Annotated in this window: 19 protein-coding genes; 7 read left to right on the forward strand and 12 right to left on the reverse strand. The window is 58.6% G+C overall.

Features of this window, described 5'->3' with window-relative positions:
- The first annotated feature begins 34 nt into the window (after nt 1–34).
- On the forward strand, nt 35–1,792 hold the full coding sequence (locus OHL16_RS09510; RefSeq protein ID WP_263366877.1) for a hypothetical protein: 1,758 nt from the start codon (nt 35–37) through the stop codon (nt 1,790–1,792).
- 119 nt (nt 1,793–1,911) lie between these two features.
- Here OHL16_RS09510 and OHL16_RS09515 read toward each other — a convergent pair whose 3' ends face one another.
- The 5 genes from OHL16_RS09515 to OHL16_RS09535 form a co-directional block, all read right to left on the reverse strand.
- On the reverse strand, nt 1,912–2,382 hold the full coding sequence (locus tag OHL16_RS09515; RefSeq protein ID WP_263366878.1) for a hypothetical protein: 471 nt from the start codon (nt 2,380–2,382) through the stop codon (nt 1,912–1,914).
- Between the two features lie 301 nt (nt 2,383–2,683).
- Entirely contained in the window at nt 2,684–3,466 is a 783-nt protein-coding gene (locus OHL16_RS09520; RefSeq protein WP_263366879.1) for a secretin N-terminal domain-containing protein, read from the reverse strand.
- A 29-nt stretch (nt 3,467–3,495) separates the two neighbouring features.
- Nucleotides 3,496–4,140, reverse strand: a complete 645-nt coding sequence (locus OHL16_RS09525; protein ID WP_263366880.1) for a hypothetical protein — start codon at nt 4,138–4,140, stop codon at nt 3,496–3,498.
- Complete coding sequence (locus OHL16_RS09530) at nt 4,137–4,694, reverse strand: RNA polymerase sigma factor (RefSeq protein WP_263366881.1); 558 nt, start codon at nt 4,692–4,694, stop codon at nt 4,137–4,139. Before OHL16_RS09530 ends, OHL16_RS09525 begins: the two co-directional genes overlap by 4 nt.
- A gap of 119 nt (nt 4,695–4,813) precedes the next feature.
- On the reverse strand, nt 4,814–5,428 hold the full coding sequence (locus tag OHL16_RS09535; protein ID WP_263366882.1) for an HIRAN domain-containing protein: 615 nt from the start codon (nt 5,426–5,428) through the stop codon (nt 4,814–4,816).
- 69 nt (nt 5,429–5,497) lie between these two features.
- Between OHL16_RS09535 and OHL16_RS09540 the strand changes: the two genes are divergently transcribed.
- The 3 genes from OHL16_RS09540 to ruvA are packed head-to-tail and all read left to right on the forward strand — an operon-like array spanning nt 5,498 to nt 7,571.
- The gene (locus tag OHL16_RS09540) at nt 5,498–5,629 is read left to right on the forward strand and encodes a hypothetical protein (protein WP_263366883.1); all 132 of its coding nucleotides are present in this window, start codon (nt 5,498–5,500) and stop codon (nt 5,627–5,629) included.
- 59 nt (nt 5,630–5,688) lie between these two features.
- A complete protein-coding gene (locus OHL16_RS09545) occupies nt 5,689–6,978 on the forward strand; it encodes an MFS transporter (RefSeq protein WP_263366884.1) in 1,290 nt (429 codons plus the stop codon).
- Nucleotides 6,975–7,571, forward strand: a complete 597-nt coding sequence (ruvA, locus tag OHL16_RS09550; protein WP_263366885.1) for a Holliday junction branch migration protein RuvA — start codon at nt 6,975–6,977, stop codon at nt 7,569–7,571. Before OHL16_RS09545 ends, ruvA begins: the two co-directional genes overlap by 4 nt.
- A 208-nt stretch (nt 7,572–7,779) precedes the next feature.
- Here ruvA and OHL16_RS09555 read toward each other — a convergent pair whose 3' ends face one another.
- The gene (locus tag OHL16_RS09555; protein WP_263366886.1) at nt 7,780–8,394 is read right to left on the reverse strand and encodes a Jag family protein; all 615 of its coding nucleotides are present in this window, start codon (nt 8,392–8,394) and stop codon (nt 7,780–7,782) included.
- A gap of 293 nt (nt 8,395–8,687) precedes the next feature.
- Between OHL16_RS09555 and OHL16_RS09560 the strand changes: the two genes are divergently transcribed.
- The 3 genes from OHL16_RS09560 (at nt 8,688) to OHL16_RS09570 (ending at nt 11,021) form a co-directional block, all read left to right on the forward strand.
- Nucleotides 8,688–9,629 carry an RNA polymerase sigma-70 factor gene (locus OHL16_RS09560; protein WP_263366887.1) on the forward strand — a complete coding sequence of 314 codons (942 nt, stop codon included), beginning with the start codon at nt 8,688–8,690 and terminating at the stop codon, nt 9,627–9,629.
- Nucleotides 9,630–9,799: 170 nt separating this feature from the next.
- Entirely contained in the window at nt 9,800–10,168 is a 369-nt protein-coding gene (locus OHL16_RS09565) for a cupin domain-containing protein (RefSeq protein ID WP_263367444.1), read from the forward strand.
- Between the two features lie 106 nt (nt 10,169–10,274).
- Nucleotides 10,275–11,021, forward strand: a complete 747-nt coding sequence (locus tag OHL16_RS09570) for an SDR family oxidoreductase (protein WP_263366888.1) — start codon at nt 10,275–10,277, stop codon at nt 11,019–11,021.
- A 79-nt stretch (nt 11,022–11,100) separates the two neighbouring features.
- Here the strand turns inward: OHL16_RS09570 and yidC are convergent, their stop codons facing one another.
- The 6 genes from yidC to rpmH all read right to left on the reverse strand — a co-directional run bounded on the left by yidC (nt 11,101) and on the right by rpmH (nt 15,540).
- Nucleotides 11,101–12,921: a membrane protein insertase YidC gene (gene yidC / locus OHL16_RS09575; RefSeq protein ID WP_263366889.1), complete on the reverse strand. Its 1,821-nt coding sequence runs from the start codon at nt 12,919–12,921 to the stop codon at nt 11,101–11,103.
- A 282-nt stretch (nt 12,922–13,203) separates the two neighbouring features.
- Nucleotides 13,204–13,461 carry a membrane protein insertion efficiency factor YidD gene (yidD, locus tag OHL16_RS09580; RefSeq protein WP_263366890.1) on the reverse strand — a complete coding sequence of 86 codons (258 nt, stop codon included), beginning with the start codon at nt 13,459–13,461 and terminating at the stop codon, nt 13,204–13,206.
- A gap of 252 nt (nt 13,462–13,713) precedes the next feature.
- Nucleotides 13,714–14,106, reverse strand: a complete 393-nt coding sequence (gene rnpA / locus OHL16_RS09585; protein WP_263366891.1) for a ribonuclease P protein component — start codon at nt 14,104–14,106, stop codon at nt 13,714–13,716.
- Nucleotides 14,107–14,356: 250 nt separating this feature from the next.
- A complete protein-coding gene (locus OHL16_RS09590) occupies nt 14,357–14,716 on the reverse strand; it encodes a PilZ domain-containing protein (protein WP_263366892.1) in 360 nt (119 codons plus the stop codon).
- A 202-nt stretch (nt 14,717–14,918) separates the two neighbouring features.
- On the reverse strand, nt 14,919–15,098 hold the full coding sequence (locus OHL16_RS09595) for a hypothetical protein (RefSeq protein ID WP_263366893.1): 180 nt from the start codon (nt 15,096–15,098) through the stop codon (nt 14,919–14,921).
- Nucleotides 15,099–15,384: 286 nt separating this feature from the next.
- Nucleotides 15,385–15,540 (reverse strand): 50S ribosomal protein L34, encoded by a 156-nt coding sequence (rpmH, locus tag OHL16_RS09600; protein ID WP_263366894.1) that lies wholly within the window; start codon nt 15,538–15,540, stop codon nt 15,385–15,387.
- Between the last annotated feature and the right edge of the window lie 570 nt (nt 15,541–16,110).

Raw genomic sequence — 16,110 nt, forward strand, 5'->3', positions numbered from 1 at the left:
ACTGGCGTCACCACCGCGTCACAGAGGAGTACCGATGCCGCGCTACCATGTCGTACTTGTCACACTGATACTCCTTCTGCTAACAGCCTGCAGCAACAACACAACACCGCCCGCGCCTGTATTCAGCAGCACGCCGGTTACGCAGGCTGTTGAGGGGTCGCCTTACGCCTACCAGCTCGCGGCAAGCGGCACCGCGGTTACGTTCTCCTTGACCAACGCCCCGAGCGGCGCGACGCTCAGCGGGAATACGGTCTCGTGGACACCCACGGCGCAACAATCCCGGGTCCTGAACAACTTCAACGTAACTGCGACCGCGTCAGGCGGAGCATCGGCGACACAGTCCTGGGCGGTGACGCCATCCGGTACCATCCGCATCAGCCGTATCGATACGTTGTGGAATGAAAGCGGCTCAACAACTGCTCCTTTCGACTGGAGTCGCCCGGACCCTTACCCTGTTGCAGCGCTCGTGCCGCAACAGGATGGCTCCTTCCAGTCACTCTCTGGAACCGCCGGTGCGAATGGGGCCTTTGAGATTCCCAATGTCCCCGCCGGATACTACTGGTTGAGGCTTGGACTGCGCGATACGTACTGGACCAGCAGCAGCACCTTCGATGTGGGCAGCGACTTCTTTTTTCCAGTCACCAACGGCGCTGCTCCAACCACTTCGACGACCTACATCAATTTCAATTTCACGTCTCTGGAGGCGACAGCTACGAGAGGGCTGTTGCAGGTCGATACTCCCGAATTGGGCGCGCTGCACTATTTGGCTTCGACGAATGCGGGTTCCACCACATTCTTCGGAGGATTTGGGATTGGCAGTAACCTCGATTTTTCCGTGATAAAGAATGCGTTCGTAAGGCAGTACGAACCGGCTGCGTTTGGGTCTGTGAACGGATACGTACTGGGCCCCGCACTTACGCTCTCGAACCTGTCCTTGACGACCGGCGGAACCAACACGATCAGTGGAGCGCTGGATCATCCAGTTCCGGCATCGATCAACCTCAGCGTCAAAGGTTCCGCGTGGGCGCCCCTGTTTGACCACATTGCGCCAACCGCGCCAACCGCTGTGGGAGGCGCCTTCTACCTCTCCGTACTACCCTATATCTCCGCCGACGGCCCAAACGTGTCGCTCTCAAACCCGATCGATCTCATTTGGACCAAGGAGAACAGCACCTCTATCTTCAGCTTACGCTCCTGCGCCACGAATCCGCCTTTCTTCACGAATCCGCCTTTGACAACCGATGTGGAAGCCGGGACTGTCCAATACAGTGATCCATTCCCCATCACCTGGAGACGCACCTTCCGCGTTTGCCACAGTGGTTCGGTGGACGTTCCGGTGCCCGGAGGCACAACCCAGAACATCAATTTGACCAATAGCCAGACCACCTCACTGCCAACCGCGACAGTCAAACCGCTGATCTCAGCGGTGCAGAACCCGAAGATCAACGGCGCCGACCTCTTCGCGGCCGCAACAATCAACGGCACGACTGTGACGCTCACTTGGGACCCGCCCGCGATTGGCGCACCGTACGGTTATAGCGTTGACATCCTGAGCCCAGCAACATTGGTGGGCGGCGGCACAGTCGGATATTTTTCCTCAACAACGTTGAGCACGGCAAAGACCTCGATGACAATACCGCCCAATCTGCTGGCGTCCGGGAAGACTTACTTGTTCACCATTACGGCGCTGGCCGACGGAAAGGCCAACATGGAAACAAGCCCGCACCGCTCCTCGCTTCCCGTTGGCAGTGCTGACGTGATATCGGCCCCGATAACCACAGCCGCAAACTAGAGGATGATCGCCTAGAACAGAATTAGGCTTACAAGCCGTCTGCCTGATGTGGCCCCGGAGATCGCAAAAACGGTCCCCGGGTCATCAAATTTTTGATGGCTAGCGATATGCATATCCAGTTACCGCGACACTAACTGTTTTTGTGCGGAAGAGAGGTTACGGAGAAGAGCGATCAAATCAGGAACATCTGCTCTCGGGCCGAAGAGATCCACCGACCAGAGGTCATCCTTGGAAGAACATGAAACCTGCCACGCGGGGAGCTTACCGAGGTTAGGGGAAATGCACGAATAATGGGCGGCAATATCTGAATCCAGCGGTAGTGACTCTAACCTGAAGTCTGTTCCCAATTTCGAAGCCAGAGTCTGAAGATTTTCCGTCATCACTTGTACGTTTTGATGATGAAGACGTTGATGATAATCAAGTGACGGATCTCTGCGGATGGAAATGAATTCAGGAGGTTTCGCGGCTCCAAATCGAGCTCGATCAAGTGTTAGCGAAATCGCTCGTTGACCTGCGGGCTCTTCTGCCTCCTTCCACATCCACGGCACTTTTATGTTGAATCCGTCGTATGTAACAGTCGATCGATGCACGATGCTCCAAGCGCAAGTCTCCAAAACGGTCCCAAGAGATTCATAACCCCAACTCGCTATAAGAACGAGGCAAAGAATGATCCATATGGGCTTTGTAGGAAGCTTGATATCCCGGTTCCACCAGCGATCTCTATTTCCGAGAATCATGCAGACAGAGTACAAGCGGGCTTACGTGTCGCCTAGAGGAATGATCGCCTAGACAAGACAAATGCGGATTTTGGCTGGGATAGAGGGTTCGTTCCCACCCTTCGCAAAAGCGCGAAGGATGGGGCACCCGAGCGGTTGTGACTCTGAGAAAAGCCTATTGAACGAGTTCCATGACTACGTCGATATCGAGATGCCGCGTGGTGCCGGGGACATCGAGCGATCCGAGGACGAGCGGTTTGCCTGGGGTCAGGAACGATGTGCCTTCGAGTGCGGTCTGGCGTACTACAGGGTCCTGCGGGCCCATGCCCGACTTCTCTTCGTCGACACTTAATTGCTCCACCTTTGTCCGCAGCCTGACTCCGTTAGCGAACTCATCCAGCGTCGCGTCGAAGTTCATTCCGATATCAAGATAGGTGAACTGCTGCTGCACCTGGGAGCTGCCCGTGCTGTAAGACCCTGTCACGACCGGCACCTTGGCGCCTTGTTTGAGCTGTGTCCTCAGTCCGGTGACGACGACCATGGAGTAGTGTTGCGATCCGACGCGCTTGCCGCCGTCTATGTCGGTGATGGTGTAGGTGAGGCGATACGTCATCTTCGACTGCGACCACTTCTTGGGCTGGTCGAGGTCGTTGAGGATCTTTCGCGCGAGCACGAGCTGGTCGGGCGTGCTTTCCACGATGATGGCGTTCCCCGACGGCACGAGAGTCATCTTGTCGCGCGGGTCGAGCAGGTTACGGAGCGCGGTGAGGAGTTCGTTGGCCTCCTGCGGCTGGCTGACGTTGGTGAGGGTGAAGGTCTGGACCGAGGTTGGGACCGGCTTCGCGGCGGCAGGCTCAGGGTTTGGTTTTGCGGCGGCAGGCTCAGTCTGCGCCCATGTAGTCGAGGCACCCAAGACCAGGGCCAAGGTCACGCTAAAGATTCCGCTGGCAAGCTTCATATTTCGTTTCCCTTTCGTGCAATTCGATGTCATTCGTTATCCGCCGTCTTTGGTGGTTCAAAGAATCGCTGAAATTCTTCTTCCTCCTGCGCGTCCCGTGCGGCTCGCAGAGCTGGGTTCAAAGAGGCGAGTTCTACGGCGGCGCCTTTGTGCACGATGCGCAGCAGGAGCCTCTCCTGCTGGGTAAGAGGCAGCGGCGGAGGCGGCTGGCTGGCGGCACGCGTCTCGTCAAGAGCAACGGAGTCCATGTTGCGAGCGGTGGTTGCTCTCCGCGGATTTGTCGCTCTCGCTGATCGCAGGATTGCCGCTGGTTGAGGAGGTTGTGTCGTCTTCACGACCAGTTCCGGGGGCGCTGGAGGCAGCGACCCTGCGGGGGAGCGATCTAACTTTGAGGATGCGGGAGCGTGTCCGTGCGGGTGGAGCGCGGGGAGCATTATGACGATGCCGATCATGCTTGCAAGAGCGACGCCACATAGTGCAACCGGACGAGCCGGGATACCTGGCCGCATCGGTATCAACCGGTCCATCGGTATCAATTGGTCGGGGGCTGATCGAGACTGAGCCGGTGCGTGAGCCTGTAGAGCCTCCATGATGCGGCGCTCCATTCCGGGAGACGCATGGGCGGCACATAAGCCCGCGAGCACCTTTTCAATTGTTTCTTCGGAGTTGCTCATCGCTTGCTCTCTCCTTTCTCGAGCCTCTCGCGTAGCCGCGCTCTTGCGCGGAAGAGCAGCGCTCGAATGGCAGACTCGCTTCGTCCCAAAATCTTTGACATCTCAGCCACGCTCAACTCGTCGAGCGAGGAGAGCAGCAGAACGTGGCGCTCTGCTTTGGGCAGTCGTTCCAACTCACGCAGAACGGCGTTCATTCGCTGGGCCTCGTTGAGGGCCTCGTCGGCCGGGACGCTTGTGGCGGCGAGAGTCTGGGCGAAGCTCTCATCCATCTGCTCGGGCCGGATGCGGCGGCGGCGATCGATGGCGAGATTCCATGTGATGCGGACGAGCCACACGCGTATGTCACGCACCGCGGGCAGAGAGCGGCGATGCTCGAGGACGCGAACGAAGGCGTCCTGGACTACGTCCTCGGCCTCGGCCCGGCTGCGCAGAACGGAGTGGGCTACGCGGAATAGCAGCGTGGAATAGGTCTCCACAAGAGCCGTAAGGTCGATCTCCGATCCTACGTTCTCTATGGAAGACAACACCAGACTGCATTCCTCGATCGATGCCATAAGTCCCATCTATCCTGACAGACGTGCGAGGGGAGGATTCGCTCGGGAATAATTATTGAAGGGCAGTTTTGTCTTCATGGAGCTAGCAGAATCGCAATGCCGCAAGGGTCGAGATGCGTTCATGACGCAATCACCGGGGCTTCAACCAACCGTAGAACGTACAGGGTCGCACCCACAATCTGGAAGGTTTCAGGATGATGATTGAAATGACTTAACATGATGACCCATCTTGGACCGTGCCGACGGACGTCGCGGACGATCTCGCCAGCAAGTCTTCGTTCAATGTAGCCAAGCTGGCACCCGTCATCTGTGCAGATCGCGAGGGCATTGGGATCGTAGGGATTGTCTGGTTCGTGGATGAGCGTTAACATATCGCCCACTTTGCAATCTTCCAAGATTCGCCTTCGCCGAGTACCGTCTTCGTTCTTGTGCGAAACGCCTGCGATTTTCGTATGGAAACTTTTATCCGTTGGACCATACTTTTTCTCGAGCGCTTCTTTGAACGCTAGGTCATGCGCATGCTGGCGCTCGATCATCTCCTGCGCTACCTTGTCCCAATCAATTGCATTACCGACCAATTGCTTCGCGGGGGGTGGCGGGTCAGGCGTGATTCGCGCTTCCTCCGTGCTGTTCGGCAACGTTGAGCCCGGGGAACGGCCCAACCGAGAAAGAAACGCGACGCATACGACGGCAGCCAAAGAGACCGCAAGAAGGAATAATCCAGTACTTTCCATCGTGCCTTCCTGATTGTCCGGGGAGGTCTACGAAATTAACACGACAACACAAAAAATCACTAGGAGAAAATGAGCGAGACAGCCTACTCCCCTGCTACTCCTGCATCGGACATCGTCGATGTCATCGGACCGCCTGAGCTAAAGGCGCCGGGCCACGACAATGCTTCGCGTACGCTCTTCCGCGTGTCTTCACCGGGCTAGGCAGCTTTTGCTTTTGTGGCTGGTGTTTTCTTAACTGGCTAGAATAGTGGTAGGACCCCATGAGCGAGACAACCTACTCCCCTTCACCTGCACAGGACATTGTTGATGTTATCGGGCCGTCTGAGCCGAAGGCTCAGGGTACTGAAGCTACGCGCACTTTGTTTCGCGTGCTTGCGGCGGTGAGCTTCTGCCACCTTTTGAACGACCTGGTGCAGTCGCTGCTGCCTTCGATCTATCCGATTCTGAAGAGCTCGTTTCATCTCGACTTCACGCACCTCGGGCTGCTGACGCTGACCTACCAGAGTGTTGCGTCGCTGCTGCAGCCGCTCATCGGGCGGTACACAGATGGCAAACCTGTTCCTTACTCGCTCTCGATCGGGATGAGCTTTTCGCTTGTCGGGCTTGTGCTGCTGGCGTTCGCTCCTACGTTCACGTGGCTGCTCATCGCATCGTGCTTCGTCGGCATTGGCTCGGCGATCTTTCACCCGGAGAGCTCGCGCATTGCGCGGATGGCCTCAGGGGGAAAGCATGGGTTTGCGCAGTCGTTCTTCCAGGTGGGAGGCAATACCGGCGGAGCGATCGGGCCGCTGCTCGCGGCGCTGATCGTGCTTCCGCGCGGACAACGCGGGATGGCGTGGTTTACGATTCCGACGCTGGTCGGCATTATGGTGCTGCTGCGCGTGGGCCGCTGGTATAAGACGCGCAATACGGCTGCGAAGAGCCATGCGAGTTTGCAGGGCCACAGCCATCTCTCGCTCTCGCGGTTTCAGGTTGGTTCGGCGATCGCTGTGCTGATGGCGCTGATCTTCTCGAAGTTTTTCTACCTGGCGAGCCTGACCAGCTACTACACGTTTTATCTGATCACGCGCTTCCATGTTTCGGTGCGCGAGTCGCAGATTCTGCTGTTTGTCTTTCTTGCGGCAGTGGCGGCAGGAACGCTTATCGGCGGCTCGGCGGGCGATCGCTATGGACGCAAGCTTGTTATCTGGATCTCGATCCTGGGAGTGCTGCCGTTCTCGCTGGTGCTTCCGTATGCGAGTCTCCCGTTGACGGCGATACTGTCGGTCATCATCGGCTTCATCCTGTCGTCGGCCTTCTCGGCGATTCTGGTGTACGCGCAGGAGCTGCTGCCGGGCCGCGTGGGGATGATCTCCGGGCTGTTCTTCGGAGTAGCGTTCGGCATGGGCGGCATCGGGGCCGCGGCGCTGGGCAAGCTTGCGGATTCAACGAGCATCCTCTTCGTGTATCACGTGTGTTCGTACCTGCCGGCGATTGGATTGTTGACTGGATTCCTGCCTAACCTTGAGCCGCATGGCGCGAGGCAGGCGGTTACAATCTCCGAAGCATGATTGCTTATCTTCGCGGACGGGTTCTTTCGAAGGCTCCGAATCAGGTTGTTGTGGATTGTGGCGGCGTTGGGTACGACGTCGCTATCAGCGTCTCTACGTTCTCGGAGCTGCCGGGCGAGGGCGCGGAGGCTGCGCTGCACATTCATACGCATGTGCGCGAAGACCAGATTGCGTTGTTTGGCTTTGCGGAGATGCAGGAGAAGCGGCTGTTCGAGCGGCTGCTGACGATCTCAGGAATCGGGCCGAAGCTGGCGATTACGGTGTTGAGCGGGATCTCGGCGGAGAGGCTGGTGGTGGCGATTCGCGGGGGCGATCATGCAACGCTGACGAAGATTCCGGGCATCGGGAAGAAGACGGCCGAGCGCGTGGTGCTCGAGTTGAAGGACAAGCTCGAAGATATGGCTGTGCCGGTGGCCGCGGGTGGCGGCGGGTATCACACGCCGTTGGGCGATGATGCTCTGTCGGCGCTGGTGAACCTGGGTTATGCGCGGCCGGTGGCACAGAAGGCGGTCGAGAGCGCCATTGAGAAGGACCCGGAGGCTGCGAAGGACTTTGAGACGCTGTTCCGGGCTGCGATGGCGGCGATTCGTTAGAGGCGGGTTGGCGTAAAAGGTGGCGTTTGGCGGCTTGCTTTCCCACCCATCGCGGTGAAGCTGCGCTGGATGGGGCACCTGAGCGTGGGTGGCCCTCCAGGCGAACAGCAGATTCCTCGGCTTCGCTCGGAATGACAAGCAAAAATGATGGTCGGAATGACAAGCAAAAAGGCGAGTGGCTTTGTGGTTGGGAGGGTTGCGGTAGCCTTCAGCGACGGCGGAAGGTGCTGCGGATGGCCTTTGTGCGGTCGGCGGTGGTGGGTTGCTCGGTTGGCACTTCGCCCTCGGGGTAGAGGACGACGAAGCGGCGCATGCCCTCGCCGGAGGAGGCCGTCTTGAGGCCTGAGGAGGCCAGCTCGAGGTGCAGGATGCGGCGCTCGCGCGAGTTCATGGGCGCGAAGCTGAAGGGCTGGCCGGTGCGGCGGACGCGGTCGATGGCAGCCTCGGCAGCCATGCGCAGCTCCTGGTGGCGGAGGACCTTGAAGTTGTCGGCGTCGAAGGAGATGCGGTCGTGCTCGTCGTGCTCGTAGCGGAGGATCTTGGCGGCGATGTGCTCGATGGCGAAGAGAAGCTCCCCATTGTGGGCGAGCAGCAGAGAGACGTCAGGGCCGGAGAGTTCGACTGAGATTTCGGGGGTGGGAGCAGGAGATGCCGTAACGGCGGGGTCGCTGGAATGGGGTTGCACTTCCACTGTGACCGGCGACCCGGGCTGCACATGGCCGTCGCTGACAAGGATGTTGAACCTCAGATTCAGACGGCCTGAGGAGGTGAGGGTCTGGAGGAAGTCAGCTACCTTCTTCTTTCTTGCTTCTGAGTCTTCCATGAGAGTGCCTCAAGTATACGGATTTAAGCGGGAGAGTGTTTCGACCGAGACAAACGGCGGAGCCCTGTGGCGTTGCTTTGCGATGATGGTCAGCGTTTGCCTCAGTGTCGGCTAAACCGTACCCTTAAGCAAGGCGATCCGCGATTTCTACCAAGTCAGCGAGCTGACTGGGGACCCGGATTTTTGCGCGAATGATCCCACATCTCAGAGGCGAGATGTGGGGTGCCCGGCGAAGCGTCCGTAACGTTGCACAAAGGCGTTAACGCGAGCGAGTACAGGGACAGGGAAATCCTATGACCTCAATTCGAGGAGGAGAGATGCAGCCGGAGCATGCAGACGGTGCCGACGCACTCGATCAAGCTACCTCTGCGTTTCTCAGCGTGCGGTCACGGCTGTTCGGCATCGCCTACCGCATGCTGGGTACTGCCGCGGAGGCGGAGGACATCGTGCAAGAGGCCTGGCTGCGCTGGCAATCGACCGACCGCAGCGTCGTTCGGGATGCGACGGCATTTCTTGTAACGACGACGGTGCGGCTGGCGATTAATCTCGCGCAGTCTGCCCGCTCTCGCCGCGAGACCTATATTGGCCCGTGGCTGCCGGAGCCGGTCGACACCACCGCCGACCCTACCCTGGGAGCAGACCGCAGTGAAGCATTGGAGCTGGCGGTGCTGACCTTGCTCGAGAAGCTCTCGCCCAATGAACGCGCCGCCTATGTTCTTCGCGAGGCCTTTGATTACTCCTTCCGTGATATCGCTGACATCCTTCAACTGACGGAGGCGAATACGCGCCAGTTGGCCACTCGCGCGCGCAAACACATTGCCGACGGGCGGCGAACGCAGGTGAGCCCCGTTGAACAACGGCGCTTTCTTGAGGCCTTTCTTGTAGCAGCACAAAACGGAGACCTCACCGGTCTGAAGAAGATCTTTGCCGAGGACGTTGTTTCCATCACCGATGGTGGCGGAGTGATAGGAGCGGCACGTGTTCCTGTTCTTGGGCTGGAGCGCGTAGCGAAGTTCGTTGCCGGCTTCCCTTCGCGTTTCTGGGAGAATACGACTCTTTCGTGGACACAGGTGAATGGGAAGCCTTCCGCGCTCATCATGCGCGACGGGGTTATCGTTGTGCTCGCCACTGTAGATGCCTCGCCGCAAGGCATCGGCCAGATCCTGTGGGTCATGAATCCGGCAAAGCTTGTTAGGATTTCACGATCACTCGAAGCTTCAAACCAGCATCTATAGTCACAGAAGCCGCATTGCGGCAAATAGTTTGCGCATTTATCTCCGGCATTCAGAGAATTCCTGTCACAAAACGCTCCTCTGCCAGGTCCTTGCTAACACATGAGCCCGCTGCAGCATCAGCAGCGCTTCGGGCTAATGGAGAAAGGAGTCATCTATTGAAAACAATCGTGATGCTGCTGTGCGTTCTGTCGGGCACGCTGATGGCGCAGCCGGAGGCAAAGGTCACTCCGCTGATGTCGAAAGACTTGGCGGACTCTCCGGGCAAAGAAGCAGTGATGATCATGGTGGAATATCCTCCTGGCAGTGAAGACCCCATTCATCGGCACAATGCTTCCGCATTTGTCTACGTGCTCGAGGGTTCCATTGTGATGCAGGTCAAAGGTGGACAGCCTGTCACTCTGACACCTGGACAGACCTTCTATGAGGGACCTGACGACGTTCACATCGTTGGCCGTAATGCGAGCAACACCAAACCGGCCAAATTCATCGTATTCCTTGTCAAAAACAAGGGCGCGCCTATTCTGACTCCGGTGAAGTAGTTCGACGGCAGACCAGGTATCCACCATCTCGAAAGATCAAACACTCCTCTCCGAGAGGGAGGTTTTTAAGACGTGCTCGATTGAGAGCATGAAGAAAGGATCAGTCATGAAAATCGTAGTCATTGGCGGTAGCGGACTCATTGGAAAGAGGGTTGTCAACAAACTTCTCGAGCAGGGGCACGAAGCGGTAGCGGCGTCCCCCAGTTCGGGCGTGAACACACTAACCGGCGAAGGGCTGGCCGAGGCGCTGAAGGGCGCATCGGTAGTTGTCGACGTGTCGAATGCGCCGTCGTGGGAAGACGCGGAGGTGATGAATTTCTTCGAGACCTCGACTCGTAATCTGCTCGCTCAAGAGGCGGCTGCGGGCGTGAAACATCACGTTGCATTGTCCGTGGTAGGAACAGAACGTCTGCTGGAGAGCGGCTACTTCCGCGCAAAGATCGCCCAGGAGAATCTGATCAAGGCTTCCAAGATCCCTTATTCGATCGTGCGCGCGACGCAGTTCTATGAATTCGTCAAGGGCATTGCCGATTTCTCCATGAAGGGCGATGAGGTACACCTGCCACCTGCGCTTATCCAACCGATGGCCGCTGACGATGTTGCCAGTGCGGTAGCCCGGGTTGCCGTCGGCCCACCGGCGAATGGCATCGTGGAGGTAGGAGGGCCGGAGAAGTTTCGTATGGATGAGCTTATCCGGCGAGGTCTGGCCGCAAGCAAGGATCCGCGCAAAGTTGTCGCTGACCCTGAAGCGCGGTACTACGGCATAAAGGTGACCGAAAGCGCGCTCATTCCCGAAGGCAACGCAAAGCTCGGAACGATTCGGTTTGACGAGTGGCTTGCCAAGAGTGCCTGAACAGGGTTAGCTCATCTTTCGGCAACAAGGAACAGGGCTCCGATGAGGAGCCCTGTCGTGTGTTGCGTTGTGATGATGGTCAGCGTTTTCCTTGAATCGTGGCTGGCGAAGCCTTGCCTGTTCCGGCCTTGCGGCGGGCGCGCTTTTCGGCGATCTCGCGCATCTCCCGGCCGAGCGAGGTGCGGTTCATGACCATCTGCGAGGCGATGCTGATGAGATTTCCGACGGCCCAGTAGAGGCCGAGTCCCGAGCCGTAGTTCCAGACGAAGTAGCCGGTGACGGCGGGCATGGTGAAGGCCATCATCTTCTGCTGCTGGGGATCGACTCCGGGCGACGGAGTGTAGAGCTGCATAAGGATCTGGCTGACCACCATGACGATGGGAAGAATGTGCCAGGGGTCGGGAGACTGCAGGTCAGGCAGCCAGAGCCAGTGCGCGTTGCGAAGCTCGACGACACGCGGAAGCATGGTGAAGAAGGCCCAGAGCAACGGCAGCGTAATGAGCGTGGGAATGCAGCCGCCGAACATGTTGACCCCATGGTCCTTCTGGAGCTTCATGATCTCCATGTTCATCTCGTTGCGCTTGGGGTCGGTGGCCTTGAGGTGCTTGTACTTATTCTTGATGGCGTCCATCTGGGGCTGGATGCGCTGCATCTTGAGGCCGTTCTGCATGGTCTTGATGCGGAAGGGCAGCATGAGGATATTCACGATGACGGTGAGGATGATGATGGCCCATCCCCAGGAGCCGCTCCAGCTGGCGACGATGTGGTTGTGGATGAACTGGAGGGCGAGGAAGAGATACTTGCCGATGGCTCCCCAGAATCCGAACTCGAGCAGAGGCTCAAGCGAGACTTTGCGGCCGCTGGTGGGCGTGGCGTAGATATGCTTGAGGACGCTGATGGCCTTGGGGCCGACGAAGACGCGCGCCTGCGTGTGGCCGCTGAGATCGCCGAGCGCGGCGCCGAGGATGGGAACATCGATCGACCCCTTGGCGGGCGAGCCGGAGCCGAAGCCGGTGCGGCGGATGGTCTTGGCTACGTCGAGCTGATTGTTCAGCGTGGCGACGGTGGCGTTGGCGGGAGCGTCAGGGAGGAAGACGGCGGCGAAGAAGGAGTCGCTGACGCCTGCCCAGTCGAAGGGCCCGTTGACGGTTTCGCCACCGGAGACCTTCTTGGCGGCGATGTGCTCGTCCTTCGCGTTGCGGGAGTAGTCGACCTGCGCGCTGGAGTAGGTCTGGGCGTTGTACTGGTCGCCGAAGCCTCCGGGCCAGGAGATGAGGGCGCGGATGGGCTGGCCGTTGCGGAGAACCTGCACGTCGGCGTGGATGACGTAGGTCTCGTCGAAGGTAAAGGTCTTGCGGACCTCGAGCGAGCCGTCAGAGTATGTGAACGTGAGCGAGCCGGGCGCGGCGAGCTTGCCGGTGGCCGAGGGGACGTAGAGCGCCTTGCCGAGCGTCTCGGTGAGGCCGGAGTCGTAGGTGTAGAGCGAGAGCGGATAGCCGAACTTCTCTGCGGCCTGGCCGTGCACGAGGTTCAGCGGGTTGCCGTCGACGTCCTTGAACTGCTTAAGAATCCAGCTTGTGACCTGGCCGCCGCGGTTGGAGAAGGTGATGCGATAGAGCTCGTTCTCGACAACGGTGGCGGACTCAGCCTGGGCTTGAACGACGGGGACGGATGGATTGGCAGCAGAGACGGGCGCGGCCGTTGCCGTCGTGGGAGCGGCCGATGGAGCGGCGACGCTCTGCGTAGCGGCAGGAGCGTTGGGCGAAACGGTGGGCTGCGTGTTCTTCGCGCGGAAGTACTGCAGACCGAAGAAGACGCCGATCATGACGACGATCATGACGAGGAACGACCGGCTGTCCTGCGTGCCGCCCGACTGATTGGGGTTTTTGAACTCTGCCAAGGGTGGGAATCCTATCTTTAGTGAGACGCGCCCGCGCGGGGCGTAGACGTACATCTCCAATGGTAAATGGTCTGACGGATGGGGTGGGGCCGGGGACGCGCTGGGACCACCCGAAAAGCCTGGCGACCGCGGATCGACACAGAAAAGCACGGATCGAAAGCGAGTTATCTTTGGTGTGAGAGTCACTTAGCAACCGCACTCACAATCCATCCATTTCTAAAGCATTTATCCGTGTTCCTCCGCGTCGATCCGTGGTCGGGTTTTTCTGGGTGCGGATCGGGGCTAAGTCTTTTTGATCTCGGGGACTGGGTCAAAGCCGCCCTTGGCAAAGGGGTGGCAGCGTGCGAGGCGGCGCAGGGTGAGCCAGGAGCCGCGCAAGAGTCCGAAGCGGCTGAGCGCGACGTAGGCGTACTCGGAGCAGGTGGGGCGGTAGAGGCACTGCGACGGGCTGATGGCGTGGAGGATCGGCGAGAGGATGGTTTTGTAAGTCCAGTAGGCGGCGCGGATGGCCAGGGACGGGTTGGGGTCGGAGGGAGGCAAAGGCTTAATACCGATTTATACCGATTGGATGGATCGGGCAAGATGTTGGCGGGCAACAGAAAGGCAAAGGCGAAGGCGAACGCAAAGGACGCTAAGGTTACGCGAAGGGCTGCGAAGAAACGGCGATGGGTCTGGCGGTTTGCTTCCCTCCCTTGTCGCGATGAGACTGCGACAAGGATGGGGCTCCCGAGTGGTTGTGGCGAACAGGACAACGGTAAGGGCAACGGCAAAGACGTCTGTCTCGATCCGTGATCATCCGCGTTGATCTGTGGTCGATTTTTCGGCGGCCTTCTGGATGGTGCGGAAGATGCCGGCGATCTCGCGGTCGAGTGCGGCGAAGTCGAGGTCGATGACGCTGCGGCGTGGGTGGAGCACGACGTCGACTGGCGCGGTGAGCGCGGGGAGGTTTCTGCGGACGGCCTCGCGCATGCGCCGCTTGATGCGGTTACGGTCGACCGCATTGCCCATCACCTTGCCGACCGTGAGGCCGATGCGTGGCGTGGTGAGCTGTACGTCATCGGAGGCGCGCAGGGTGAAGAAATAGCTCATCTGTTTCGCGAACTGCTTGCGGCTGGATTTGTAGACGCGCTGGTAGTCAGCGTGTTTGCGGAGCCGGAAGATGGAGCTGCGGGAGGGAGCGGTCATTCTCTGCCAGCTCTATCGTACCCTTCACGGAGGATGGGTGCGGGCATCCTGCAAATCTACCTTAGCGACGATGAGGCCGTCGCGAAGGAGGGAGCATCCGTTGTAGCTGGACGAACATTGTGCTTTCCCACCCTTGTCGCGATGAGACTGCGACAAGGATGGGGCACCCGGGCATCCTGCGAAGCCCGTCTTAGCGACGATGAAGCAGTCGCGAAGATGGGCACCCGTTCTTGACGGGTGGACATGGTGCTCAGATTGATGCGGAGGTGTCAGAAGAGGAGAGAAGCGGCGTGGCGGCGAGCTCTTCCAGAAGGTCGATGAGCTGAGTGCGACCGCGTTCGCTGATCATGAGGATCTCGACTCCGAGCCGTTGATCCTGAGCAATCCAGCGAACGACGCACTGCGCGCGGAAGGTAAGATGGTTCACCTCGAAACGAAGATCGAACTGATCGCCGACAGCGAGGCTCAACTCTGTGTTGGGACGGATGAGGCAGCCCTCGAGACAGAGATTGATGAGCTTGCCGGTGATCTGCCAGTTGTGGATGCGGAACTGGATCGGACCACGGCAAGAGTAACGTCGAGACCTTCGGGCTTCGGCAGAGTCGGTCATGGCGCGGGCGGAGGTTCAGCTTGAACACTGCGGTCATCGTTTGACGATAGAGCGCACTCCTGTTTTGTTCTTATCGGCGGAGTGGGGCAGAACCTTAGAGTTGCGGGATACGAAGGCATCACGCCAATTTACGTGAGGGCACAACACATGAGGCACGAAGGGCCCGCCTCCATCCCCTCGGCGGGCCCTCGCGTGAGTCGTGCTATCTCTTGTCGGACGGAGCAGCTTGGCCACTCTGGTCTGAGCGTTGACTCGGGGCGTTGTAGCTGCCTGAATCGGGCTTGCTGCCTTGCTGGGTCTGCTGCTGACCCGACTGGCTGCGCTGCGGATTGGAAGGCATTCCCTGCTTGCTCGGTGGTTGCTGCTTGTTGGGCTGATCCATGATCTATTTCTCCTGGGTTTGCCGACAAGGCACTTCGTTCGCTTTCGCGATGCCGACAGAAGAGTAGGAGAGCAAGAGCATGATGGATGGTTGCCCTTGCACGACGGCGAGGAAGTGCCGTAAGTGACGGTGTTTTGGAGCAAGTGGCGGAAAACACTGCGTCAGATTTTTTGCAAAAAAAGAAGATGGGGCAGCAACGCGAAAAGAGCCACTCCAAAGAGTGGCTCCTTTGAAAACGTTTCGAAAAAAGGTTTGGGAGAATTTCTCCCCCATGGAATCTTGAGGGTTAGTCGCGGAAACCAGCGCTGACAGCGATCTTGTGACGGCCCTTGGCGCGGCGGCGGCTGAGAACGGCGGCGCCAGCCTTGGACTTCATGCGGCTGAGGAAGCCGTGGGTCTTCGAGCGGCGGCGGCGGTTGGGTTGAAATGTACGCTTCGGCATGAAACTAACTCCTGAGGGCAGGAGTGTTCCTGCCGGATCTTTTTAGCTATTGCAGCAATTACTGATTGTACCTGATCGGACGGGATTTTCACAGGGAGAACGCGGGGCGACCGCGGATGGGCACGGAAAAGCGCGGAATCAAAGACGGAACGCAGAACGGAAGTCTCTCTCCAAACAACGCTACGTATCGATTTAGGAATGGATACAGAATTAGCGGGCCAACTTTTTAGATTGGCGTATTTGCTTAAATCCGTGTTCCTTTGCGCGCATCCGTGGTCGCTCTTTGGGGTCGTCAGATTGGTGTTCCCGCCGGTCCGGTGCGGCATCGCGATTGGCTGGAAATTCTTCTTGGCGGGTAACACAAGAACCGGTTTAGGAATAGAGGCTAACGCTAGTCATCGCACGATTTCTTGTGTGCGGAAATGACACGATTTGGACATCTTCACCGAGAATGGTGCAACTATTTTTTTTCAAAGATTCCGCTTGAAAAGGGCGTGGAAATCCGTGCTACTATCGAGTCCGTTTAGTAAGACTTTTTTCTGCACTACCAGGTGTTCCGCACTCTGCCTT

It is taken from the genome of Edaphobacter bradus (assembly GCF_025685645.1).
Lineage (GTDB): Bacteria > Acidobacteriota > Terriglobia > Terriglobales > Acidobacteriaceae > Edaphobacter > Edaphobacter bradus.